The sequence below is a fragment of the Tardiphaga sp. 215_C5_N2_1 genome (genome assembly GCF_052076055.1).
Lineage (GTDB): Bacteria > Pseudomonadota > Alphaproteobacteria > Rhizobiales > Xanthobacteraceae > Tardiphaga > Tardiphaga robiniae.
Window position 1 is genome coordinate 3,993,684 of record NZ_CP197240.1, and the last position, 22,625, is coordinate 4,016,308.

19 protein-coding genes are annotated in these 22,625 nt (G+C 61.0%); 2 read left to right on the forward strand and 17 right to left on the reverse strand.

All coding sequences use genetic code 11. The features are described 5' to 3' along the window. Positions 1-54 precede the first annotated feature (54 nt). On the forward strand, positions 55-327 hold the full coding sequence (locus tag AB7828_RS18990; protein WP_184512230.1) for a BolA family protein: 273 nt from the start codon (positions 55-57) through the stop codon (positions 325-327). A gap of 169 nt (positions 328-496) precedes the next feature. Here the strand turns inward: AB7828_RS18990 and AB7828_RS18995 are convergent, their stop codons facing one another. From AB7828_RS18995 to AB7828_RS19040, 10 genes are all read right to left on the reverse strand, one after another. After that, on the reverse strand, positions 497-724 hold the full coding sequence (locus AB7828_RS18995; protein WP_068729526.1) for a formate dehydrogenase subunit delta: 228 nt from the start codon (positions 722-724) through the stop codon (positions 497-499). Further along, positions 696-1,553: a formate dehydrogenase accessory sulfurtransferase FdhD gene (gene fdhD / locus AB7828_RS19000; protein WP_441230885.1), complete on the reverse strand. Its 858-nt coding sequence runs from the start codon at positions 1,551-1,553 to the stop codon at positions 696-698. The genes AB7828_RS18995 and fdhD overlap by 29 nt, the downstream gene beginning before the upstream one ends. A 15-nt stretch (positions 1,554-1,568) precedes the next feature. Continuing rightward, the gene (gene fdhF / locus AB7828_RS19005; RefSeq protein ID WP_120287413.1) at positions 1,569-4,478 is read right to left on the reverse strand and encodes a formate dehydrogenase subunit alpha; all 2,910 of its coding nucleotides are present in this window, start codon (positions 4,476-4,478) and stop codon (positions 1,569-1,571) included. 11 nt (positions 4,479-4,489) lie between these two features. Next, positions 4,490-6,061, reverse strand: coding sequence for a formate dehydrogenase beta subunit (locus AB7828_RS19010; RefSeq protein ID WP_441230886.1), 1,572 nt, complete (start codon positions 6,059-6,061; stop codon positions 4,490-4,492). Continuing rightward, positions 6,058-6,549 carry a formate dehydrogenase subunit gamma gene (locus AB7828_RS19015; RefSeq protein WP_089267785.1) on the reverse strand — a complete coding sequence of 164 codons (492 nt, stop codon included), beginning with the start codon at positions 6,547-6,549 and terminating at the stop codon, positions 6,058-6,060. Before AB7828_RS19015 ends, AB7828_RS19010 begins: the two co-directional genes overlap by 4 nt. Positions 6,550-6,727: 178 nt before the next feature. Next, entirely contained in the window at positions 6,728-7,627 is a 900-nt protein-coding gene (locus AB7828_RS19020; RefSeq protein ID WP_120287415.1) for a LysR family transcriptional regulator, read from the reverse strand. A gap of 277 nt (positions 7,628-7,904) precedes the next feature. Continuing rightward, on the reverse strand, positions 7,905-8,111 hold the full coding sequence (locus AB7828_RS19025; protein WP_068729538.1) for a hypothetical protein: 207 nt from the start codon (positions 8,109-8,111) through the stop codon (positions 7,905-7,907). A 472-nt stretch (positions 8,112-8,583) separates the two neighbouring features. After that, entirely contained in the window at positions 8,584-10,581 is a 1,998-nt protein-coding gene (locus AB7828_RS19030) for an O-linked N-acetylglucosamine transferase, SPINDLY family protein (RefSeq protein ID WP_441230887.1), read from the reverse strand. Between the two features lie 138 nt (positions 10,582-10,719). Next, positions 10,720-13,326, reverse strand: a complete 2,607-nt coding sequence (locus AB7828_RS19035) for an O-linked N-acetylglucosamine transferase family protein (RefSeq protein ID WP_441230888.1) — start codon at positions 13,324-13,326, stop codon at positions 10,720-10,722. 347 nt (positions 13,327-13,673) lie between these two features. Further along, on the reverse strand, positions 13,674-15,200 hold the full coding sequence (locus AB7828_RS19040; RefSeq protein ID WP_441230889.1) for a porin: 1,527 nt from the start codon (positions 15,198-15,200) through the stop codon (positions 13,674-13,676). 194 nt (positions 15,201-15,394) lie between these two features. Between AB7828_RS19040 and AB7828_RS19045 the strand changes: the two genes are divergently transcribed. Beyond that, on the forward strand, positions 15,395-16,093 hold the full coding sequence (locus AB7828_RS19045) for a MarR family winged helix-turn-helix transcriptional regulator (protein ID WP_441230890.1): 699 nt from the start codon (positions 15,395-15,397) through the stop codon (positions 16,091-16,093). Positions 16,094-16,135: 42 nt separating this feature from the next. On the opposite strand, the gene AB7828_RS19050 is transcribed toward AB7828_RS19045, so the two are convergent. The 7 genes from AB7828_RS19050 to AB7828_RS19080 all read right to left on the reverse strand — a co-directional run bounded on the left by AB7828_RS19050 (position 16,136) and on the right by AB7828_RS19080 (position 22,622). Beyond that, on the reverse strand, positions 16,136-17,278 hold the full coding sequence (locus AB7828_RS19050) for an alpha/beta hydrolase family protein (protein ID WP_441230891.1): 1,143 nt from the start codon (positions 17,276-17,278) through the stop codon (positions 16,136-16,138). 228 nt (positions 17,279-17,506) lie between these two features. Continuing rightward, positions 17,507-17,869, reverse strand: a complete 363-nt coding sequence (locus AB7828_RS19055; RefSeq protein WP_441230892.1) for a Rieske (2Fe-2S) protein — start codon at positions 17,867-17,869, stop codon at positions 17,507-17,509. Further along, positions 17,841-18,545, reverse strand: coding sequence for an ABC transporter ATP-binding protein (locus AB7828_RS19060; protein ID WP_068729545.1), 705 nt, complete (start codon positions 18,543-18,545; stop codon positions 17,841-17,843). The genes AB7828_RS19055 and AB7828_RS19060 overlap by 29 nt, the downstream gene beginning before the upstream one ends. Further along, entirely contained in the window at positions 18,538-19,350 is an 813-nt protein-coding gene (locus AB7828_RS19065; RefSeq protein WP_093757539.1) for an ABC transporter ATP-binding protein, read from the reverse strand. Before AB7828_RS19065 ends, AB7828_RS19060 begins: the two co-directional genes overlap by 8 nt. Beyond that, complete coding sequence (locus tag AB7828_RS19070; RefSeq protein ID WP_089267791.1) at positions 19,350-20,396, reverse strand: branched-chain amino acid ABC transporter permease; 1,047 nt, start codon at positions 20,394-20,396, stop codon at positions 19,350-19,352. Before AB7828_RS19070 ends, AB7828_RS19065 begins: the two co-directional genes overlap by 1 nt. Continuing rightward, positions 20,393-21,265: a branched-chain amino acid ABC transporter permease gene (locus AB7828_RS19075; RefSeq protein ID WP_176454739.1), complete on the reverse strand. Its 873-nt coding sequence runs from the start codon at positions 21,263-21,265 to the stop codon at positions 20,393-20,395. The genes AB7828_RS19070 and AB7828_RS19075 overlap by 4 nt, the downstream gene beginning before the upstream one ends. Before the next feature lie 202 nt (positions 21,266-21,467). Then, positions 21,468-22,622 (reverse strand): ABC transporter substrate-binding protein, encoded by a 1,155-nt coding sequence (locus tag AB7828_RS19080; protein WP_231078873.1) that lies wholly within the window; start codon positions 22,620-22,622, stop codon positions 21,468-21,470. Positions 22,623-22,625 lie beyond the last annotated feature (3 nt).

Genomic DNA, 22,625 nt, shown 5'->3' on the forward strand with positions numbered 1-22,625 from the left:
TGGTCGCCACATCGTGATTGACCATGAGCGGGGCAAACCGCTAAGCCGGCCATCATGACCATGAAAGATAACATCACAAAGAAGCTGACAGAGGCTTTCGCGCCCCTCAGCCTCGACGTTTCAGATGAATCGCATCTGCATGCCGGTCACATGGGCCACCGCCCGGAGGGTGAAACCCACTTCAGGGTCAATATTGTGTCGGAGGCCTTCGAAGGGAAGAGCCGGATCGACCGCCATCGCATGATCAACGAACTGCTGGCGGCGGAACTTGCGGGAACGGTACATGCGCTGGCGCTGAAACCGCAGACGCCGCAGGAAGCGGGTTAGGTTTCGTCGCGGCACCCTAACCGTCATTCAGGGGCGCGAGCGCCACTTGGCGATCGCGAACCCGGAATCTCAGCATGGGAGTCTCCGACAGTGCCATGCCATGTCCAGATTCCCGGTTCGCGTCTACGAAGACGCGCCCGCGCCCCGGAATGACGAGTGCGGGTTGGTCCTACTTTTTCAGCGACGCGATCGCCTCAAGGACGTTCGGCTTCAGCCCGGCGCCGCCCGCATCCAGATGTTCGAAGATCTTCTTCCGCATGCGCGGATCCCAGAACTTCTTGATGTGCTCGGCAATGCCGGCCACGGCGTGATCGTGGCCCTGGCTGTTGAAGAAGTCGCCGATCTGGTTGGCCATATAGATCAGCCGGTCAGGCGACGTCGATGTGTGGGTGTCCATGCTCTTGCCCTGATGCATCCGCGGTGGCGCCGTGCTGACGCACGCGGTGCTGATGTGTGAAAACTTCGAACCCGTCGCTGCGCGCGATCGCGGCCAACGTAATGCCTGCGGCTTCCGCCATGCGGATGGCCAGTGCGGTGGGGGCCGAGACCGACACCATGAGCGGCGCGCCGATGGCAGCCGTCTTTTGCACCATCTCGACGGAGACGCGGCTGGTGAGCAGGACCATGCCCTGCCCTGCATCGACCTTGGCCTGCGCCAGCGCGCCGGCCAGCTTGTCGAGCGCATTGTGACGGCCGACATCCTCACGCAACGCGACGATGCCGTCGGCCGGAGTCCAGAACGCCGCGGCGTGCACGGCGCGGGTCTGGATGTTGACCTTCTGCAGCGGCGACAGCGTCTCCATCGCCGCCATGATCTGCTCGAAGGAGAACACGCCGCCGGGCGCTACGATGGCCGCCGGCTTAACGGCTTCAGAAATCGAGTCGATGCCGCACAGACCGCAGCCCGTCGGTCCGGCGATCTGCCGGCGCCGCGCGCTGATGCTCTCGGCCTTCTCGCCTGCGAGCCACATGCGCAGCTCGACGCCATCGTCGAATTCAACGGCCTCGAAACTCTCGATCTCGTTGATCGAGGTGACCACGCCCTCGCTCAGACTGAAGCCGTAGGCGAAGTCGCGATAGTCCTGCGGCGTCCCCATCATGACGGCATAGGTGCCGCCATTATAGGTGATCGCCAACGCGGTCTCTTCCGGCACCGCGCGCAGCCCCTCGCTGACGCCGGACTGGCGCCAGATCTTGCGGGGGACTGAGCGAACCGGCTCGTACATCTTTGGTTTCCAGACCTACTCCGCGGCTTCCACGACGGGCATGGCGATCCGGCGCGACTGGCGAGCCTGCTCGTCATATTCCTTCTGCCACTCGGACGGACCGTTCGAGGGCGAGATCTGCACCGCGGTCACCTTGTATTCCGGGCAGTTGGTGGCCCAGTCCGAGAACTCGGTGGTGATGACGTTGGCCTGCGTGGTCGGGTGATGGAAGGTTGTATAGACCACGCCCGGCGCCATACGCTCGGTTAGCAGCGCGCGCAACGTCGTCTCGCCGGCGCGGCTCTGCAGCTTCACCCAGTCGCCGTCGCGGATGCCGCGCAGTTCGGCGTCATGCGGATGCAGCTCCAGACGATCCTCTTCATGCCAGACCACATTCTCGGTGCGCCGTGTCTGCGCGCCGACATTGTACTGGCTGAGAATACGGCCGGTGGTGAGCAGCAGCGGAAAACGGGGGCCGGTACGCTCGTCGGTGGCGATGTATTCGGTGAGCATGAACTTGCCCTTGCCGCGTACGAAGCCATCCATATGCATGATCGGCGTGCCCAGAGGCTGCTTCTCGTTACACGGCCACTGCACCGAACCAACCTCCTCCAGCTTCGCATAGGAGACGCCGGCGAAAGTCGGCGTCAGCGCCGCGATTTCGTCCATGATCTCCGAGGGGTGATTGTAGGACATCTCATAGCCGAGTGCCTTGGCGAATCCCAAGGTCACTTCCCAATCCTCAAGACCATTTTTCGGCGACATCACCTTGCGGACGCGCTGAATGCGACGTTCGGCATTGGTGAAAGTGCCGTTCTTCTCCAGGAAGGTGGAGCCCGGGAAGAACACGTGGGCGTAGTTGGCGGTCTCGTTCAGGAACAGGTCGTGGACGATGACGCATTCCATCGCCGACAGCGCCGCGACCACATGCTTGGTGTTGGGGTCGGACTGCAGGATGTCTTCGCCCTGCACGTAGAGGCCCATGAAAGTGCCTTCGGTGGCGGCATCGAACATGTTGGGAATGCGCAGGCCCGGCTCACTGTTGAGCTTGACGTTCCACATCGCTTCGAACTGCTCGCGCACCGCATCGCCCGAGATGTGGCGGTAGCCCGGCAGCTCGTGCGGGAACGAGCCCATGTCGCAGGAGCCCTGCACGTTGTTCTGGCCGCGCAGCGGATTCACGCCGACGCCGGGACGGCCGATATTGCCGGTCGCCATCGCGAGGTTCGCGATCGCGATTACGGTGGTCGAACCCTGACTGTGCTCGGTGACGCCGAGACCGTAATAGATCGCACCGTTGCCACCGGTGGCGAACAAACGGGCGGCGGCGCGCAGCTCCTTCGGATCTACGCCGGTCATGATGGCGGTGGCTTCGGGGCTGTGGTTCGGCTGCGCGACGAAGGCCGCCCAGTCTTCGAACTCGCTCCAGTCACAGCGCTCGCGGATGAAGGTCTCGTCGGCGAGGCCTTCGGTGACGATGACATGCGCCAGCGCGGTGAGCACGGCGACATTGGTGCCGGGCATCAGGGGCAGATGGTGCTGTGCCTCGATATGGGCCGAGCGCACGATATCGGTTTGGCGCGGATCGACCACGATCAGCTTGGCTCCGGCGCGCAAACGCTTCTTCAGGCGCGACGCGAACACCGGATGGCCATCGGTCGGGTTCGCACCAATGATCATCACGACGTCGGTGTCTTCCACCGAGTCGAAATCCTGCGTGCCGGCCGAGGTGCCGAAGGTCGAGGACAGGCCGTAGCCGGTCGGCGAATGGCAGACGCGAGCGCAGGTATCGACATTGTTGTTGCCGAAGCCGGCGCGGATCAGCTTCTGCACCACGAATACTTCTTCATTAGTGCAGCGCGACGAGGTGATGCCGCCGATGGAATCTTTGCCGTGTTTGGCCTGGATGCCCTTGAACTTCTTGGCCGCGAAATTGAAGGCCTCATCCCATGACACTTCCTGCCATGGATCGGTGATCTTCTCCCGGATCATCGGATTGAGGATGCGCTCTTTGTGGTTCGCATAGCCCCAAGCGAAGCGGCCCTTGACGCAGGAATGGCCTCGATTGGCCTTGCCGTCCTTGTACGGCACCATGCGCACCAATTCCTCGCCGCGCATTTCCGCCTTGAAGGTACAGCCGACGCCGCAATAGGCGCAGGTGGTCACAGCGGAGTGCTCAGGCTGGCCGATCTCGATCACGGCCTTCTCGGTCAGCGTCGCGGTCGGGCAGGCCTGCACGCAGGCGCCGCAGGACACGCATTCCGAACCCAGGAAGCTCTCGCTCATGCCCGGCGAGACCCGGCTCTCGAAACCGCGGCCGGAGATCGTCAGCGCGAAAGTGCCCTGAACTTCTTCACAGGCGCGAACGCAGCGCGAGCAGACGATGCACTTGGAGGGGTCATAGGTGAAGTACGGATTCGACTCGTCCTTCGCCATCCAGTGATCGTTTTCGCAGGCTTCCGGCGAATTGTGATTGTGCTTCGGACCGGTCTTGGCGAAGACATGGTTCTCGCCGTCATAACCGTAACGCACGTCGCGCAAGCCGACGGCACCGGCCATATCCTGCAATTCGCAATCACCATTGGCGGCGCAGGTGAGACAGTCGAGCGGATGGTCGGAGATATAGAGCTCCATCACGCCCTTGCGCAGCGCCGCGAGCCGCGCATTCTGGGTATGAACCACGAGGCCTTCCATGGCCGGCGTGGTGCAGGAGGCCGGCGTGCCCGCGCGGCCTTCGATCTCGACCAGACAGAGACGACAGGAGCCGAAGGCATCCACCATGTCGGTGGCGCAGAGTTTCGGAATCTGCGTGCCCATCTCCATGGCGGCGCGCATGATGGAGGTGCCCTCGGGCACCGAGACGCTTTGCCCGTCGATGGTCAGCGTGACCATCTTTTCGGACTTCGAGCGCGGCGTACCAAAATCGATTTCGTGAACGAGCGACATGTGCTGCTCCTTTACTCTGCGGCCTGAAGGCGCGTGGGCACCGGGCCGAAATCATCAGGGAAATGTTTCAATGCGCTCATCACCGGATACGGCGTGAAGCCGCCCAGCGCGCAGAGCGAGCCGAACTTCATGGTGTTGCTGAGGTCCTGCAGCACGGCGATGTTCTCGGCGACGCGTTCACCGCGGCGAATCTTGTCGATGGTCTCGACGCCGCGGGTGGAGCCGATGCGGCATGGCGTGCATTTGCCGCAGGATTCGATGGCGCAGAATTCCATCGCAAAGCGCGCCTGCTTAGACATATCGACGGTGTCGTCGAACACCACGATGCCGCCATGGCCGATCAGGCCGTCGCGCTTGGCGAAAGCCTCGTAGTCGAACGGCGTGTCGAACAATTCGCGCGGGAAGTAGGCACCGAGCGGGCCGCCGACCTGCACTGCGCGAACCGGCTTGCCGGTAAACGTGCCGCCGCCGATATCGTCGATCAACTCACCCAGCGTGATGCCGAAAGCGACTTCGAAGAGGCCGCCGAACTTGACGTTACCCGCGAGCTGGATCGGCATCGTGCCGCGCGAGCGGCCCATGCCGTAATCCGCATAGGCCTTTGCGCCGTTGTCGAGAATGAACGGTATCGCCGCAAACGAGAGCACGTTGTTGATGACCGTCGGCTTACCGAACAGGCCTTTATGGGCCGGCAGCGGCGGCTTGGCGCGGACGATGCCACGGCGACCTTCGAGACTCTCCAGCAGCGAAGTCTCCTCGCCGCAGACATAAGCGCCGGCGCCGACGCGGACTTCGAGATCGAATGTATGCGCCGAGCCGCGAATCTTGTCGCCGAGATAACCGGCGCGCTTGGCGGCAGCGATACCCTCATTCATCGCCTCGACGGCATGCGGATATTCCGAACGGATATAGATGTAGCCCTTGGTGGCGCCCACCGCGATGCCGGCAATGGTCATGCCTTCGATCACCACGAAGGGATCGCCTTCCATGATCATGCGGTCGGCGAAGGTGCCGCTGTCGCCCTCGTCCGCATTGCAGACGATGAATTTGCGATCGGCTTTGGTATCGGCAACGGTCTTCCACTTGATGCCGGTCGGGAAGCCGGCGCCGCCGCGGCCACGCAGGCCGGATGTGGTGACGTCGGCAATGATGCCGGCGCTATCCAGCGTCAGCGCGCGCGCGAGGCCCCTGTAGCCATCATGCGCGATGTAATCCTCGACCGACCGGGGATCGACGACGCCGCAGCGCACAAAGGTCAGACGCGTCTGCTTCTTGAGCCACGGAATCTCCTCCGCGACACCAAGACGCAGCGCGTGAGGGCCGTTTGCGACCATCGCATCGAGCACCGACGCAACGTCTTTCTCTTCGACCGGCCCGAAGGCGACACGGCCTTCCGGCGTCGCGACTTCGATCATCGGCTCCAGCCACAGCAATCCGCGCGAACCGGGGCGAATAATCTCGATTGCAAGCTTGCGCTTTTGAGCCTCCGCTTCAAAGGCACTGACGAGTTCATCGGCGCCGACGGAAACGGCGGCCGCATCGCGCGGAATGTAGATCTTCAGAGTTTTATCAGACGATGTCATCGCTGTGCCTCCGCGACCAGCGCATCGATGCGCTTCTCATCGAGGCGGCCAACCAGACGGCCATCGAGCATCGCCGATGGCGCCGTGGCGCAGAGCCCGAGGCAATAGATCGGCTCCAACGTAACACGCTGATCCGCCGTCGTGTTTCCGAATTTTACTCCCAACTTCGCTTCCGCGCGCGCAGCCAGCGCGTCGCCACCGGCCGCCTGGCAAGCCTCGGCCCGGCAGATCTTCAGCACATGTTTGCCAGCCGGTTCATGCCGGAAGTCGTGATAGAAGGTGAACACGCCATGGACCTCGGCGCGCGACAGGTTACGCGCCAGCGCGATCATCGGGATTGCCGCCTCTGGCACATAACCAAAGGCTTCCTGCATCGCATGCAGAATCACGATCACGCCGCCTTCCACATGGGACAGGCTCTCGATGATCTCGGTGCCTCGGTCGGCACTCCAAGGCTCATAAGCATTCGGCTCGTAGGCTGCGTTCATCCCGGTACTCAATTGATCTTATGACTGGAGAACCAATCAAAATTGGAATCGATCCAAAGATCAATAAAGCTGTCTCATGCTGCGATACGGAAACGGTATCGACACCCGGCGAAATCGATGAATTTGAAATGGTTAGCTTGGTTGCAGCGCAGCAATTACAGCGTCCGAAACGAAGGTCTTACGCCTCCAGCGACGGCGCAACCTCCCGGGCGATCTGGACCAGAGTCGCCACCAGCGGGGTCATGGGATCGCGCTGGGGCACCACGAGGCCGACGCCGTAATTCACCACAGGATCGACGATCGGGATCATACGGACCGAGTCATTGGCGGTCAGACCCAGCGTCTCCGCCAGCTTGGCCGGCATCACGCTGGCCCAACGGCCGGTCTTCACATGGGTATAGAGCACGATGATAGAGTTCGACGTCAGCATCGGCATCGCTTCGGCGCCCACCGATTTCAGGGCACGATCGATGATGCGGCGATTCTGCATGTCGGGTGTCAGGAGACACAGCGGCACTTGGCCGACTTCGCTCCAGGTGACTTCCTTGCGATCACCGAACAGGCCGTCCGGCGAGGTCAGCAGCCGGTAGCTTTCCTTGTAGAGCGGGATCGAGCGGACTTTGCCCAGCGGTTCATTTTCGATGTAGGTCAGCCCCGCATCGACCTCAAGATTTTCCAGGAGGCCCAGCACCGCCGCCGAAGTGCAGGACATGATTTTAAAGCGTACATCGGGATGCCGCGCACGAAACGGCGTCGTCAGCGAGGCGACCATGCCGAGCACCGTGGGAATCGCAGCGATGCGGATCTCGCCGGACAGACTGTCCTTGAGACCGTTGATTTCCTGCTTCATCGCGCGAGCATCGCCGACGATGCGGCGTGCCCAATCGAGCGCGCGTTCGCCTTCCGGCGTAAACCCCTGGAAGCGCGAGCCGCGCTGCACCAGCATCACGCCGAGCATATCCTCGAGCTGCTTGAGGCTGGTCGACATGGTGGGCTGGGTGACGCCGCATGCTTCGGCGGCACGGCCGAAATGCCGTTCCTTCGCCAGCGACAACAGCAGTTCAAGTTTTTCGATCAAGGGACGCCCCGCTCCGACCACATCATTTTTGCCGAGGTGCGGCGCGACGATCGCGTGTGTGGCCTTCGGTGCCCGCCCTCGGGGCAAAGCATATGGTGCGAAGCCGCTTTGCCGCAACCATCGCAGCAGGACGAGTAGAGATCAGCCCCGGCCAAGCTTCCCGCTTCAAGATAGAATCTGGTTGGGGTCTTTGGGGCGGTCTGCTTCGTCGCGGGGTCCAAGGCCCCGGCGACGACAGCAAACGGCAAGTACGATCAGCAAGAAGGCTGATCCGAGATTAACCCAGGCGGCTGATCTGCTCTTCGGTCACGACACGCTCGATGTTCTCGGACTTGCTCTTGATCCGGTAACGCGGGCGACCATCGGCTTCGATCGGAAGGCGAGAGGTGATGGTGTAGATGCTGCGTTCCTTGATGGTGGAACGGCCCTGCGGCCCTTGCAGCTGGTGGTGAACGTCCTCATTAATTGCGTAGTTATGCGCCATTATTCATACTCTCCACGATGAGCGGCTTTTAGCCACAACTTGCTCAAAAAGCAAGAAATCTCTAGCAATTTCGGTCAGATAGCTCGTCAGTCCTGATATGCAACGATGGGCAACAGGTCATAATTCGGACGCCTCTGCGACAGATTCCATCTCATGCTGCCGATCTGGTCGGCAGCAATTCTGTCGTTTTCAGAGGGGGTTGGACTGATTCAAGGGCGCGCCGCCATGACACAGTTCCCGCGCCCTTTCCGCGTTAGCAATAATCATGGAATACCAGCCGGGCCACTCGAAATTGGCCCAAAAAAGCCGAAAAACCACCGGCAGGGCATTGCCGGTGGTTTCGGAGATTTACAGCAGAGTGCGCGAGTCTCCTTGAAGACCTAGGGCCGTCAAAAAATTTGCCGGCTGCGCACGAAAATATTACATGAGCCAGAATGTTGAGCGCAATACCTGATTTGCTCAATCAAATATATTATTGGCCGCTATCGTGAACGGGGACTGTTATATGGCCCGGCGCGAGGCTTGCCCGGGCACGTTCGGACATCCTGTGAAATGCGGTTTCGATATCACGCGCCAGACGCCGGGTGTCGAAGGCCGGCATGTTCAGACGATTGGCCGATAATTTCTCCCGGATCGACGACAACCGCTCGGGATTTTCCGCCAGCTCGATCGCCATACGCTCATAGTCATCTCGCTTCGCCGCAATCAACTCCGGCACACCCAGATTCTGCAAAAGACTCGCGGCAACGCGCCCTGCAAAGGTTTCTCCACGACACGTCAGCAACGGCAATCCCGCCCATAATGCGTCGCTCGCTGTGGTATGCGCATTGTACGGCAACGTATCGAGAAATAGATCCGCACAACGATGTCGCGCCAGGTGCTCGGCCGGCAGCATGCGCGCGGCAAAGACCAGACGCGCGGGGTCGATGCCCCGCAATTCTGCTTCGCGGCGCAGATTCGCCACAGCCGCAGCGCTGTCCTCCAGCAACCAGAGAACGCTACCGTCAACGGCTGAGAGAATCCGCGTCCAGCTATCGAAGACATCGGGCGTGATCTTGTAGGCATTGTTGAAGCAACAGAACACGAAGCCCTGCGCGGGCAAGCCGACCTCGGCACGTGTGAATGCACGCGTCGATATCTCCCGGCGATCGTCATTGGCCTGATAGCAATTCGGCAGCCAAGCCACCTTCTCGCTAAAGAATTGCCGGTGCTCGGGCGGCAGAACGTGCTGATCGGCGAGGATGTAATCCATGAAACCCGCGCCGAGCGTACCGGGAAAGCCGAGATAATTGACCTGCACCGGCGCGGCCCTGCGCGCGAATACGCCGGTGCGCTGCTCGCCGAAATAGCCGTTGAGATTGACGAGGATGTCGATGCGCTGCGCACGAATGGCGTCCACCGCCTGCGGATCGTTCAGTGTGGAGATATCGACGATCCCATCCACGGCGCCAGCGATGCGTCGCCTGATGTCGCTGCCGTCGTCATACCCGTTGTCGATGGCGAAAATCTCGAACGCGCATTTGTCGTGCTGCTCCAGCACACCGACCAGCAGCAGCGAGGTCGCCTGCTGTCGAAATTCACCGGACAGATAGCCGACGCGAATTTTTGCATTCGGCCCGGTCGGGGAAACACGCAGCGGTGGAGTTTGCATGGGAAAACGCGAGGCGTTGGTCAGTTCGGCGCAGCGCTGCAGGCTGCGTTCCGAAGTGGCCACGCCTTGCCAGCCAAACGGCTCGGCGGCCAGTTTGCCGGCTATGAGATCAGCCTCGATCTCCGCAATCAGCGCATTCGCGTCATGCCAGTCGCAGACCAGCATCTTCTGATGCAGCAGGTTGCCTTTCAGCAGCGGCATGTCCGGATTGAACTGGCGTGCGCGGCCATAGGCCTCCACCGCTTCTGCCGGCATCCGCATCTGGCCAAAGATGTAGCCGCGACCAAACCAAGCTTCTGCCAGATCGGGCTGCAAGGCGAGTGCCGACTCGCAGGCTGCAAGCGCCTCGTCATAGCGCTTCAACTCGGCCAGCGACTTGCTCTTGTTGAAGAATGCTGCGGCATAGCGCGGGTGGAGCACCAGCGCGCGATCGAAATCCGCCAGCGCGGCGGGATAGTCGCGCAGATCGTTCAGAACCGTGCCACGATTATTCAGCGTTTCGGCATTGCCGGGATTGAGCGCCAGCGCTTCCGTAAAACGCTGCAATGCCTCGTCCGGCCGGTTCAGCGCCTTCAGCACCAGTCCGTAGTTGTAGAACGTGGCATCCGATGTCGCATTGATGCGCAGGGCCGCTTTCAGATACGGCTCGGCCTCGGCATGGCGCTTCAGCGCGACCAGGACGATAGCGAGAATATTCAGCGCCGGGAAATGCTTCGGGTCTTTGCGCAAGAACTTGCTGAATCCGCGCTCGGCCTCCTGGAGGCGGCCCTGCTGGAAGGCAGCGAATGCGCTTTGAAACAGTTCAGCTGGAGACGCCATGGTTGTTCGGACTTCTGGCTTTGCCGCTTGCGTGGCCGGGGCCACGCCATCCGGTATAGACACCCGTCTCGGCGGCGTCGAGAACGCCCGGAGCTGCGCAACTACATTGCCCGCCTATCTTACTATCTATCAATGGTCCTAACAGCCGCCGGCCTCAATATGGTCGGGCGGCAGGCCGTGGAGGTGGCGGCGATACATCTGTTCGTACAGCCCCTCAAGATCACGGGTGAAGCGAACGCTATCGAATAGCGGACTGGCGAGGCGGTTGGCCGCTAGTTTGGCCTTGATGCCATTCAGGCGGGCGGAATCGGTGGCCAGCAGCACCGCGAGATCTTTATAGCTCTGACGATCGTTGGCAACGAGTTCGGCGAGGCCCACCGCCTGTAACAGGCTGGCGGATACCCGACCCGCGAAGGTCTCTCCCCGCTGCGTCAGCACTGGGAGGCCGGCCCAGAGCGCATCGCTGGAAGTGGTGTGCGCATTGTAAGGGAGGGTATCCAGAAACAAATCGGCGAGACCATGCCGGGCGAGATGATCCGCCAGAGGAACGCGCGCTGCGAAGACCAGTCGCACCGGATCGATGCCGCGCGCTGCGGCCTCGCGCTTCAGGTTCCGTTCGGCTATCGCATCTGGCCGGAGCAGCCACAGTACACTGCTCGGAGTACGCTTGAGGATAGCCATCCAGCAGTCGAAGACATCGGGCAAAATCTTGTAAATACTGTTGAAACAGCAGAATACGGTACCGTCCTCCGGCAGACCAACTCCCGTCCGACTTAAATGGCGCGCGCCAATGACTTTTTTCTCGTCATTGGATTGATAGCTGTGCGGGAGATAGGCAATTTTCTCCGTGTAATGTCCGTGAGCACTTTCGGGAATGACGATTTTGTCGGCCAGGATGTAATCCATCACATCCAGGCTGAGCGTTCCGGGATAACCGAGATAGCTCACCTGTATCGGCGCGGGCCGGTGAAGGAAAATGCCGGGACGGCTGTCTTCCGTATAGCCTTTCAAATCGACCAGAATGTCGACTTCGGCGGACCTGATGTCCTGCGCCACCTCCGGGTTGGTACGGTCGCGCACATCGATCACGCGATCGAAGGGGGCGAGGATGCGCTTCCGCATGGCCGACCGATCGTCTGGACCGAACGAGACTGCCAGAAGCTCAAATCTCGACCGATCGTGTCGCTCGAACAGGCCAGCCATCAGTTGCGAGGTCGCATGCTCGTGAAAATCGGCGGATGCATAAGCGAGTCGGATCTTCGCATGTTTGTAGCGTTCGCCGTTCCACAATGGTTCGGTCGACGCGCGTGGCAGGCGCTCAGCCCATAGCGACGCATGCCGCTTGTGCAGTTCGCCCGACGGCAGCAAGCCAAGAGAAACGAATGGCGTCGATAGCTCCCTGCCATCGCGAATAGCAGCCTCCAGACCGGCAAGTCGCACCTCGACATCGGTCCAGTCGGCGATATGCAGTTGAGCATGCAAACGTTCACCTTCGATATGGAAGGCGTCCGGACGCAAGCGATAGGCGGTGTCGTAGTCTGACAGCGCATCCTCGAAACGCTTCATCTGCAGGAACATGTTTGCACGGCTGTCGAATACATCGATATCATCGGGTTTGAGACGCAGTGCCTCTCGGTAGCAGTCGAGCGCTTCGTCATAGCGCTTGACGAGGCCCAGCACATTCGCCCGGCAAAGCCATGCGCCCGGATGCATAGGATCGATCTTTCTTGCCTCGCCATACGCAGCAAGCGCGTCGTCGAAGCGTGACAATGAGGTCAGCAGATTGCCGAAGCTGATCCACAGGTTACTATCGCCGGGCACAAGCGTCAGCGCCGATCGGAACTCCGCTTCGGCCTCAGCGTGGCGACCGAGACGAAACAGCGCGACAGCGCGGCCGCGGCGCGCCGCACCGGCCTTCGGCGCCAGTGCGATCACTGCATCAAAGGCGCGTAACGCTGCGTGGAAATCATGATGTCGGTTCATCACATCGCCTAGTGCGATCCACGCTTCGACCGCGCTGCCGTCCAGCGAAACGGCCTTTTCATAGGATGCCGCCGCCTCCGGGAGGCGATCCAGCGACACGAGAACATGGCCGCGGCCGAGCCACGCGGGGGCGTGGCCAGCATCCAGCGCAACCACACGGTCGAAGGCATCGAGCGCCTCGCCGAAACGCGCACCTACGCTGAGGACATAGCCGCGGCCGAGCATGGCCGGTATCGAATCCGGCACGAGTTCAAGATGGCTATCGTAGGACGTGAGGGCATCGCCATAGCGCGCCAGTTCCGTCGCGAGATGTCCGCGCCGCAGCCAGGTCTCGGCAGCGCCGGGCTGGATCTCCAGCACCTTATCGAAAGCCGCGAGTGCTTCGGTGAATGCGCCTTCGCTTGTCTTAATCAGCCCAATCTTGTGATGGGCTTCAACATTCCGCGGATCAATCGCCACGATCGCCCGGCATGCTGCAAGGGCATCGGCAGCACGCCCGTCGTGCAGTTCGCAGGTCGACAGCATCGTGAGGGCGGCCAGATTGTTCCGGTCCAGGCCGAGAATTATCCGAGCCGTTGCCGCTGCGTCGGAGAATTTGTCCTGCTCGAGCTGCGCAATCGAGAGATTATTAAGCGAGGAGAGGTGGTTCGGGACCACCTCAAGTGTGGCGCGGAACAGCCGCTCGGCCTCCGCAAAGTTCTTCGCATCAAGTTGATCCAACGCTGCGAAAAAGAAATGTTTCCCCGTATCCGATTGAGCCATCGCCCCTCAAGCATTCTCACCTGCCACGACAGGCAGCCCGAACCTTAAGTAGTGCCATCACCTTCGTCGGTAAAGGCCAAACGATTCCATCAGAAACAGTCGAGCAACGTGGATCGAAGGGTACAGACACATATCAGTCAAAGAAAGAGAGGGTAAGGCGCAGGCGCGCTCGGCTGGTGTTGGTGAAGCGGCGCTCCAGCGCAACCACCGTGAGAAGCAGAGGACTGGCCCGATGGTGAGGCTGCCGCGTTCGTCGAGCACAGTTAAGGTTCATCAAGCAAAAACCCCCGGCAGTTTTCTGCCGGGGGTCTTTGTTTCAGATAGCGATTGCCGTGAAGCAGTCGATATTAGAACGAGCGCAGGATCTGCACCGAACCGTTGTACAGGTTCTGGTCAGCCGTGTTGAGCACGGTGCCGGCTGGCTTACCCGACATGCTCGTCACAGTGTAGGTGCCGTTCAGGTTCTGATCCAGGCGGCTATAGGTGAACTGAGCCGACAGGGTCAGGTTCTGAACCGGGGTCCAGGCCGTACGGGTACCGATCTGGGCGAGGCCCAGGTCGAAGTTACCCGTGCCAGCGAACACGCCTGCACGAGTAGCAGCAACCGTCTGCGACGAGTTGGTACCCGGACCACCGGTGGTCAGGCCCTGGAAGGCGGCCATCATCAGGTCGTTGCCGGAGCCGTACGAGATGTGGCTATAGTTGCCGAACAGCGACGTACGCCAAGCCGGGTTCCAGTAATGCTCGTAGAAAGCGCTAACTTCCCAAGCGGAACTCTGGATGATCTGACCGCCGGTGGTGTACACGCCGTCCAGAACATAGCCGAAGCCGAGGCTGTTGCCATCAACCTTGGCGTAACGGCCACCACCCGAGGTGTCGGTCGTGCCGCCGAAGACGTACTTGGCAGCGCCCTTGCCGTACGACGCTTCGATCTTCAAGCTGTCGCCTGCGCCGGTGGGCAGGTTCTTGAACTCGACCGCGCCGCTCACAGCGAAGCCATACTTGTCGTCAGCATGGCCGGTTGCTTCGTTCGCGCCGTAGAAGCCCGGGGTTGCAGCATGCATCGCAGCAGCGAAGTGCAGGGTGCCCCAAGCCTGATCGAGGCGGATGTTGCCAACGATATCAGGAATGTGGTTGCCGCCGTAGGAGTTACCCAGGAAGGTGTTCGAGTTCGTGCCGTAGAACGCACCGGTGAACGAGGCAGCGCCCGGACCAACGATGAACGCGTTGGTATTCCAGAGACCGGCGTTGCGGTAGGCCGATGCGTTTTCGATCGAGATCGTGCCCGACACGCCGTTACCGAACGAAGCGGTGTAGGCCAGCTGCGGGATACCGGTCGCGTTGTTCGAACCAGCGTTGAAGCCCGACGAGATGTACGGCTTGGCGAGCGCCCACTGCGGATCGAACTGCGAGACGGCCTTACCGAAGGTGAAGCCGGCGAACTGGATGAAAGCGTAGTCGACTTCGGTGTAACCACCAGCGATCGATTCACGATCCTGGAGGAAGTCGAACTGGATGTTCGCGTAGGTACGAACCACGCCGTATTCGGTCGCGGTGCGGGTGTCCGTCGTCAAGTTGACGCGTTCACGGGTCGAGAAATAGTTCTTGGTCCAGAGATTGTTGCCACCGGCACCACCCTGCCAGAACGGCACGTCGTAGGTGCTGCCGTTGAACGCAACGTCCAAACGGATCGCGCCGCCGATCTTGATGCAGGTATCGGTGCCCGGGATGTAGTAGAAGCCTGCGCCGTAGAGCGAGCAGATCTTCACGTATTCCACTGCCTTGGCCTTCACCGGAAGATCGGCTGCCTGAGCTCCGCCGATGGCGATCAGACCCGCCGCCGAGCCGAGGATAAGGCTCTTAATCATCGTCATGTTAAACCTCCAAGTTGTCCAAAAGGGAAGGTTCCGGATCTGCCAGGCGCGTGCGCCCGAAGATTTAGTCCCCCAAGTCCCCAAACTAACCGCTAGAGCACTTCGCGCTTTCGGAAACACCCGCATAACGCGAGGCACTCAAGCGAACTACTTCAACGGGACGATCGAGGGTTTCCCCATCGCCGGAACTGAGAATGCCTGCGCAATTCTTAGAAGCAAAATACTTTATGAACTCAGGTAACTTTATCGCGATGCAGTGTGGTTTCCCGGCAACACACGAAATCGTGGTTTGCACGTCACAATTCACTGATACAATTATAGAATTCTGGGAAGTATGGGACGATGGAATGGCCGGCGGGGCAGTGGTGACTATGCGTGGGGGATCTGCGGGCTGGAACGAAAATGAGCTTTCAATTTGGGTGACCGGCCAGAATCAGGAGATCATCCGACAGTTCATCTGGGACATCGCCTCGATCAACGTCCATCTTGAGGGAATCCGCCAGTTCTGGGCCAAGGAGCTCGGCATCAGCGGACCGCAATGGATGATCCTGATGGCCGTCAGCGACCTCGATCGCGGCAACGGTGTGCCGGTCAAAGACGTCTCCGCCATGCTCCACGTCGACCCCTCCTTCGTCACTACCCAATCCAAGATGCTCGAGAAGAATGGCTTCATGCGGCGCGTCGCGTCCCGCGAGGATGCCCGCGTCGTACTGATGTCGCTGTCCGACAAGGCCAGCAAGAAGATCTCCGCACTATCAACCCGCAGGGAGTCGCTCGGAGATTTCATTCTCAGCGATTTCGACGAGCAGGCCTTGAAGGAGATCGGACAGCACATGTCCCGGCTCAAGAGTCGCCTCGAAAAAGCGACACTGATGCTGGAAGTCGAGAGCTGAACGTCGCCGGGTGAGCGGCGGTCAATCGACCGAGCCGCGCCCCTACTTCGTCCCTGCGCGCAGGCGATCGACAATCCAGTCGAAGATGAACTCGTTGCCCACTGTCGGAATATCGATCTGGGCGGGCGGGGCCACCGTTTCCGACGCGCGAAAGATCTTCAGTTCGATGTCGAGGCCGTTTTGTTTCATGACGCGGCAACATTCCGTGACGTGATCGACATCGAGCCAGTCGCGCTCGCCCATCGCAACCAGGACCGGGCATTTGATATTGGCGGCGACACTGCTGCTGTTGAAGCCCTCGATTTCACTCGGACAGCCCAGACCAGCCCGGCCTGAAATGCGGCTGGCAATAAACGCGCGCTCGTGAAGCTCCCAGATTCCGGCATCGCAAACAGCTGCTGCAAAGCGGTCGTCGAGATTGGCGCCGCGCGTCGCAAAGGCAGCTCCGAGGCCGTCTCCGAAGATCGCAATTCGCTCCTGATCGATATCGCTGCGGTCGGCCAGGAAATCGACCCAGCCGCTGATCGCCGTTTCGACCTCATACCGACAAGGCGACCCGATCATCTCCTGGCTATAGGATTGACCGGGTAAATCGACGAGCAACAGCGAGAGACCACGTTCCAGCGCGTAGCTGGGCACCCTGTGCAGATGCTCTTCCTTGTAGTGGCCCTGCCCGACGACGCAGAGAACGACCGGCAGCGGCCGCGTCGCGCGCGGCGCAGGAACGAAGTATCCCTGCAACACACCGTCCCGCCACGGGATCTCGACGACCTCGCCGGCAGGCGTTGCATGCTGCACGTAAAGTCGGGCGCAATCCTGCATCAAGGCGATGGCTGCGCCTTGCCGCGGATCGCTACAAGCGAGCATGACCTGAGCGGTGCGATAGTAGTTGGCTGCGCGCAGCCAGTTGCTCAGCGCCGTCGGGATGCGGCCGCTGGCCAGCGCCTCCGCGGCGCGCTCACGGTTGATATCAGCCGCGCTGTGCCATTCGCGATACCAGCTCTCGTCATCGCGCGGATTGATGCGCTCCGCCGCCAGGAAACATTCCGAAACGGTACTTCCGCCTTCCTGCGCCGCGCGCAGCACGCGCAAGAACTGCAGCGAAAAGTCTTCATGGCCGGGCCATTGCTGCCAGCCGCGCCCCTGCGACGATGGGATGGCCCTGCCGAAATCGATAATGGTCACATCCCTGGCCCTTGACGGAGATCGCTTGGAAGATCGACGAGAAGCATGGGTCTTGCGCCCATTTGTGTACTGCCAGACACACTCAGGAGTCTGACTTTTCAGCAGTATTATCCGCGCTTTACGAGGGGGCAAGCATGATTATTATACCGCAACTGCACCAATTGAATGCTGCAGCGCCAACGAATTCTGCATCCAGACCCGATGCCGCGTAACTGTCGCGAAGGCTTGTTACTTCGGGACGACGGCCTGTGCATCGACCCAGATTTGTGCACCCCTTTCGCGCACCGGATAGCGTCGCAAACCCCTGCTGGGCCAGCCCGGCGACATGCTGCCGTCTGCCAGATCGAACCAGGCCAGATGACGCGGACAGTGCAGCCGGCGATCGGCGACGCGGCCAAGGCTGAGATCGGCCTGCTCATGTGGACAGGCGCGCTCGCAGGCATAGATGGTCTCATCATCCTGCACGATGAGAACACCGAGGCCAGCCACGCTTACGCAGACGATTGTCTGCTCGGTCAGGCGCTCGCGCGAACAGACCGCGACCCATCGGGCGGGATTGTCGTCATCCGCCAAGATAGGCCCGTCGGACATGCTCGTTCTCGATCAGCTCCGCGCCCGCGCCCGACAGCACGACACGGCCGGACTCCAGCAGATAGGCATGATCGCACATCTCGAGCGCGGCGAAGGCATTCTGCTCGACAAGCAAAACAGTCGTGCCGGCATCGCGGATCGCGCGGATGATCGCAAAGGTGCGCTCGACGATGTTGGGCGCGAGACCGAGCGAGGGTTCATCGAACATCACAAGGCGCGGGCGCGACATCAATGCACGGCCGATGGCCAGCATCTGCTGCTCGCCGCCGGACAGCGTGCCAGCCGCCTGCTTGCGGCGTTCGGCGAGGCGCGGGAATTCGCCATAAATGCGATCGCGGTCCACTGCGACTTCGCTCGTGTCCGAGCGCAGATAGGCGCCCATGTCGAGATTTTCGGCCACCGTCATATGCGGAAAAACGCGACGTCCTTCCGGACAATGTGCGATGCCCTTTGTGAGCACCCGCTGCGCGCCAATGCCGGTGATGTCTTCGCCGTCGAAATGCAGACTGCCGGAGCGCGATGGCACGAGGCCCGAGATCGCCCGCAGCGTCGTGCTTTTGCCGGCGCCATTGGCGCCAATCAGCGCCACGAGCTGGCCGGCCTTGACCGAAAGCGAAATGCCCTTGAGGGCTGAGATCTGGCCATAGGCGCAGACCATGTCACGGATCTCAAGCATGGACTGCGACCTCCTTGACCACATCCTTCGCGCTCTGACCGAGATAGGCTTCGATCACTGCGGGATTCTTGCGGATTTCGTCGGGCGGTCCTTCGGCGATGATGCGGCCGTAATTCAGCACCACAATCCGATCCGATACGCTCATCACCATCGGCATGTCGTGCTCGACCAAGAGGATCGTGACGCCACGATCCCGGATATTGCGGATCAGCTGCACGAAAGTATGCGTCTCCGACGCGTTCATGCCGGACACAGGCTCGTCCAGCAGCAGCATCTTCGGCTGCGCGGCGAGCGCCAGCGCGACACCAACGAGACGCTGCTCGCCGTAGGACAGCGAGCCCGCAAGATCGTTGGCACGGGCTTCGAGGCCGATCCAGCGCACCAGTTCGGCCGCCCGCGCGCGCTGCGCCTTCTCGGACGCGCGCGCGCGCGGCAGGCCGAGAATGGCTTCGGCAAGGCCAAGCTTGCCTTTAAGCTCCCCTTGGCGATGCAGACCGATCAGGACGTTGTCGTAGACCGTGTCGTTGGGAAACACGCTGGTGCGCTGAAAGGTGCGGATCAGCCCGAGATCTGCGATTTCATGCGGTTTCTTGCCCTTGAGGTCCGCGCCGCAATAGTTCACCGCGCCCTTCGTGGGCGTGAGAAAGCCGGTCATGACGTTGAAGGCCGTGGTCTTGCCGGCACCGTTCGGCCCGATCAGGCTGACGATCTCACCTTTGTTGACATGGAAGTTCATGTCCGAGATCGCGACAAGGCCGCCAAAATGGACCGCGACATGTTCAATGCTGAGTACTGTCTCGGCCATCACGCGTGCTCCTCGGCGGTGCGTTCGGAGACCGCGATGGACGCTCGTCTGGTTCCACCGGCACGGGCCAAACCGAGTTTCGCGGCAAGCGACGGCACGATGCCGCGCGGCATGACGAACAGAATGACGATCAGCACCACGCCATAGGTGATCCACTGCGCCTCCGGCGGCATGATCGGCCGCAGGAACACAGGCAGCAGGCCAAAGATGACGCCGCCGACCACAGGCCCGGCCAGCGATCCCTTGCCGCCCGACACCACCATGATCACCATGGTCACCGTCGAGATGAAAGCGAAGACGTCGGGATCGATGATACGGATGTAATGCGCGTAAAGGCTTCCCGCCGCGCCGGCGATACCGGCAGAGATCACGGCAGCCAGTGTCAGCGTCTTGGTAACGTCGATACCGACGGCGACAGCCAGCGTCTCGTTCTCCATCAAGCCGCGCATGGCGCGGCCGTAGTGCGAATGAACGAGGCGCGAGATCAGGAAATACGAGATCGCGGCGACAGCGAGCACAAGATAGTAATTGTGGAACTTGGTCTTCAGCACGAGATAACCAAGCCCCGGCAGACCAATGGTGATCGACGGGATATTGGTCAGCGCCAACGGGCCCTGCGTCAGCTCGACCCAGTTCAGCGCCACCAGCCTGACAACTTCGGCGAACGAGATCGTGACGATGACGAAGTAAGCGCCGCGCACGCTGAAGGACAGGCGTCCGACCAGATAGCCGCAGAAGCCCGAAATGAGGATCGCCAGAAAGAAGCCCGCAATCGGCGGCCACGGCACGTGGACGATATGGAAATCACCGTAGATCGGCACATCGAATCCCAGCGATGTCAGCGCGCTGACATAGGCGCCGATGCCGAAGAAGGCGATATGGCCGAGGCTGAGCTGTCCAGTAAAGCCGAGCAGCAGATTGAGGCTCATGGCGCCGATGATGAAGATGCCGGTCGTAATCAGCGCGTTGAGCAGATACGGATCCGTCAGCCACATGGGCACGGAGGCAAAGAAGGCGAGACAGAGGAGAGTGACGATCTGTTTCATCCGACGCGCTCCGCCCGTGCAAACAATCCTGTCGGCTTGAAGATCAGCACCATGATGATGATCAGGAAGCCCATGGCATCGCGATAGCCCGACGAGATGTAGCCAGCACCGAGCTCTTCAGCGAGTGCGAGAATGAAGCCGCCGATGACAGCGCCGGTGATATTGCCGAGGCCGCCAAGAATGACGATGGCGAAGGCCTTCACCGCGGCGAGATCGCCCATTTGCGGGAACACGACATAGACCGGACCGAGCAATGCACCAGCGGCAGCCGCAAGGCTCGATCCGATGGCGAAAGTCGATGTGTAGATCAGGCTGACATTGACGCCCATCAGCGCCGCGGTGTCGGAGTCCTGGAAGGTCGCGCGCATCGCCTTGCCGAGTTTCGTGAGATTGATCAGCGAGTAGGCCAGTACGATCAGCAGCGCGGCGGCGAACAGCACGAACAGGCGAAGCCAGGACACGGACACAGGTCCGATCACCAGCGGCGCGTCAGGAAACGGATTGTCGATGGACTTAGCGACGCCACCCCAGATCCACAGCGCGCCGGACTGCATCGCGATCCAGGCACCGATCATCACCAGCATGGTGGTATCGATATCGGCGCCGCGCAGCGGCCGCAGCAGCGTGATCTCGATGACGGCGCCCAGCAGCCAGCCAGCGACGATCGCCACCGGCAGCGCCACGAAGAAATTCAGCCCGAGCTGATGCACGACAATGAACATCATATAGGCGCCGAATGTGTAGAGGATGCCGTGGGTGAAGTTCACCACGTTCATGATGCCGAAGATCAGCGTCAACCCGATGCCGAGCAGCGCATAGGTGCCGCCGAGCACAAGCATATTGACGAGGTGTTGCAGGAGCTGGTCCACGAGCGGCCCTAAAGGTTCGAGTAAGGTGCTAACCTCTCCCCGCCTAGCGAAGCTTTGCTTCGCCGGGCAGGGAGAGGTCGGAGCCGAGCGACAGCGAGGCTTCGGGTGAGAGGAGCCAGAGTTTCACTCGCAAGTGCCCCTCACCCCAGCCCTCTCCCCGCAAGAGCGGGGCGAGGGAGCTCACTGCCGGAGTTCGACTGGATCACAGATCCTTCATCACGATCTTGCCGCCGGAGATCTCGACCAGATAGACATTCGGGAAGCTCTGACCGCTCTCCGAACCGGCCGGGCCCGACTTCTTGAAGATGATGTCGCCATTCAAACCTTTGACGTCGATCTTCCAGAGCGCATCCTTGATCGCGGCCGGCTCGGCCTTGCCGGCCTTCTCGATGGCTGCCGCGATGGTGCGGATGCCGTCATAGCCGCGGAAGCTCTCGGTGCAGCCGGCGAAATCGAAGCCGCGCTTCTTCCACTCGTTGATGAAATAGGTGGTGGCTTCGGGGTTGGGCGTCTTTTCCGGCATCCACGGCAAGAACGTCGTCAGATGCATGGTGTCGTTCGCGGCGGCACCGGCCTGCGCGATGATCTGATCGGGATTCTGCGAACCGCCGGTAGTGATGATCCGCTTCTTCAGGCCGAGTGCTGCGGCCTGCTTGAAGATCAAAGTGAGCTGGTCGACCGCAGCCGTGATGATCACGGTCTCGGAATCCGTTGCCTTGATCTTGGCGAGCTGGGCGCTCATGTCCTGCGCCGACTGGTCCATGGTCTCGACCAGACCGATGGTGATGCCTTTTTCCTTCATCATCTTGCTGAAGTCTTCGGCGGTGCCGCGGCCCCAGTCATTGTTGATCACGAGGAAGTCGACTTTCTTCAGCGCCAGCTTGTCGACGATGTTCTTGAACGCAGCCGCTTCCACGAAAGACGGTGGCGAGATGCGGAACACGTAAGGATTGCCCGAGGTGGTGATCTTGCTGGCCGAGGAGGTCTCGACGACCATCGCGGTTTCGTATTCGACCAGCTTCGGCATCACCGCCAGCGTGAGGCTCGAGCCCCAGGCGCCGAGCATCACCGGCGTCTTGTCGCGGGTGATCAGCTTTTCGGCGACGGCAGCGGCTTCGGTCGGGTTGCTCTTGTTGTCCTCGATGACGAGTTCGATCTTCTTGCCGAGCAGGCCGCCCTTGGCGTTGATTTCGTCGGCGGCGATCTTGGCGCCGTTGACGACATAGGTACCCGACGCGGCGAAGGCGCCGGTCAAAGGCTCGTTGACGCCGATCTTAATGGTTTGCGCAGTGGCGGCGCTGCTCAGGAAAGCAATGGCCAGGGCGGTCGCCGAGGCGGCTTTGATGGTCCGTATCATGTG

Excerpts from the sequence above, each read along its gene's own strand:
- AB7828_RS18990 (WP_184512230.1), top strand. The coding sequence starts at position 55 with ATGACCATGAAAGATAACATCACAAAGAAGCTGACAGAGGCTTTCGCG.
- AB7828_RS18995 (WP_068729526.1), bottom strand. The coding sequence starts at position 724 with ATGGACACCCACACATCGACGTCGCCTGACCGGCTGATCTATATGGCC.
- fdhD (WP_441230885.1), bottom strand. The coding sequence starts at position 1,553 with ATGTACGAGCCGGTTCGCTCAGTCCCCCGCAAGATCTGGCGCCAGTCC.
- fdhF (WP_120287413.1), bottom strand. The coding sequence starts at position 4,478 with ATGTCGCTCGTTCACGAAATCGATTTTGGTACGCCGCGCTCGAAGTCC.
- AB7828_RS19010 (WP_441230886.1), bottom strand. The coding sequence starts at position 6,061 with ATGACATCGTCTGATAAAACTCTGAAGATCTACATTCCGCGCGATGCG.
- AB7828_RS19015 (WP_089267785.1), bottom strand. The coding sequence starts at position 6,549 with ATGAACGCAGCCTACGAGCCGAATGCTTATGAGCCTTGGAGTGCCGAC.
- AB7828_RS19025 (WP_068729538.1), bottom strand. The coding sequence starts at position 8,111 with ATGGCGCATAACTACGCAATTAATGAGGACGTTCACCACCAGCTGCAA.
- AB7828_RS19030 (WP_441230887.1), bottom strand. The coding sequence starts at position 10,581 with ATGGCGTCTCCAGCTGAACTGTTTCAAAGCGCATTCGCTGCCTTCCAG.
- AB7828_RS19035 (WP_441230888.1), bottom strand. The coding sequence starts at position 13,326 with ATGGCTCAATCGGATACGGGGAAACATTTCTTTTTCGCAGCGTTGGAT.
- AB7828_RS19040 (WP_441230889.1), bottom strand. The coding sequence starts at position 15,200 with ATGACGATGATTAAGAGCCTTATCCTCGGCTCGGCGGCGGGTCTGATC.
- AB7828_RS19045 (WP_441230890.1), top strand. The coding sequence starts at position 15,395 with ATGCCTGCGCAATTCTTAGAAGCAAAATACTTTATGAACTCAGGTAAC.
- AB7828_RS19055 (WP_441230892.1), bottom strand. The coding sequence starts at position 17,869 with ATGTCCGACGGGCCTATCTTGGCGGATGACGACAATCCCGCCCGATGG.
- AB7828_RS19060 (WP_068729545.1), bottom strand. The coding sequence starts at position 18,545 with ATGCTTGAGATCCGTGACATGGTCTGCGCCTATGGCCAGATCTCAGCC.
- AB7828_RS19065 (WP_093757539.1), bottom strand. The coding sequence starts at position 19,350 with ATGGCCGAGACAGTACTCAGCATTGAACATGTCGCGGTCCATTTTGGC.
- AB7828_RS19070 (WP_089267791.1), bottom strand. The coding sequence starts at position 20,396 with ATGAAACAGATCGTCACTCTCCTCTGTCTCGCCTTCTTTGCCTCCGTG.
- AB7828_RS19080 (WP_231078873.1), bottom strand. The coding sequence starts at position 22,622 with ATGATACGGACCATCAAAGCCGCCTCGGCGACCGCCCTGGCCATTGCT.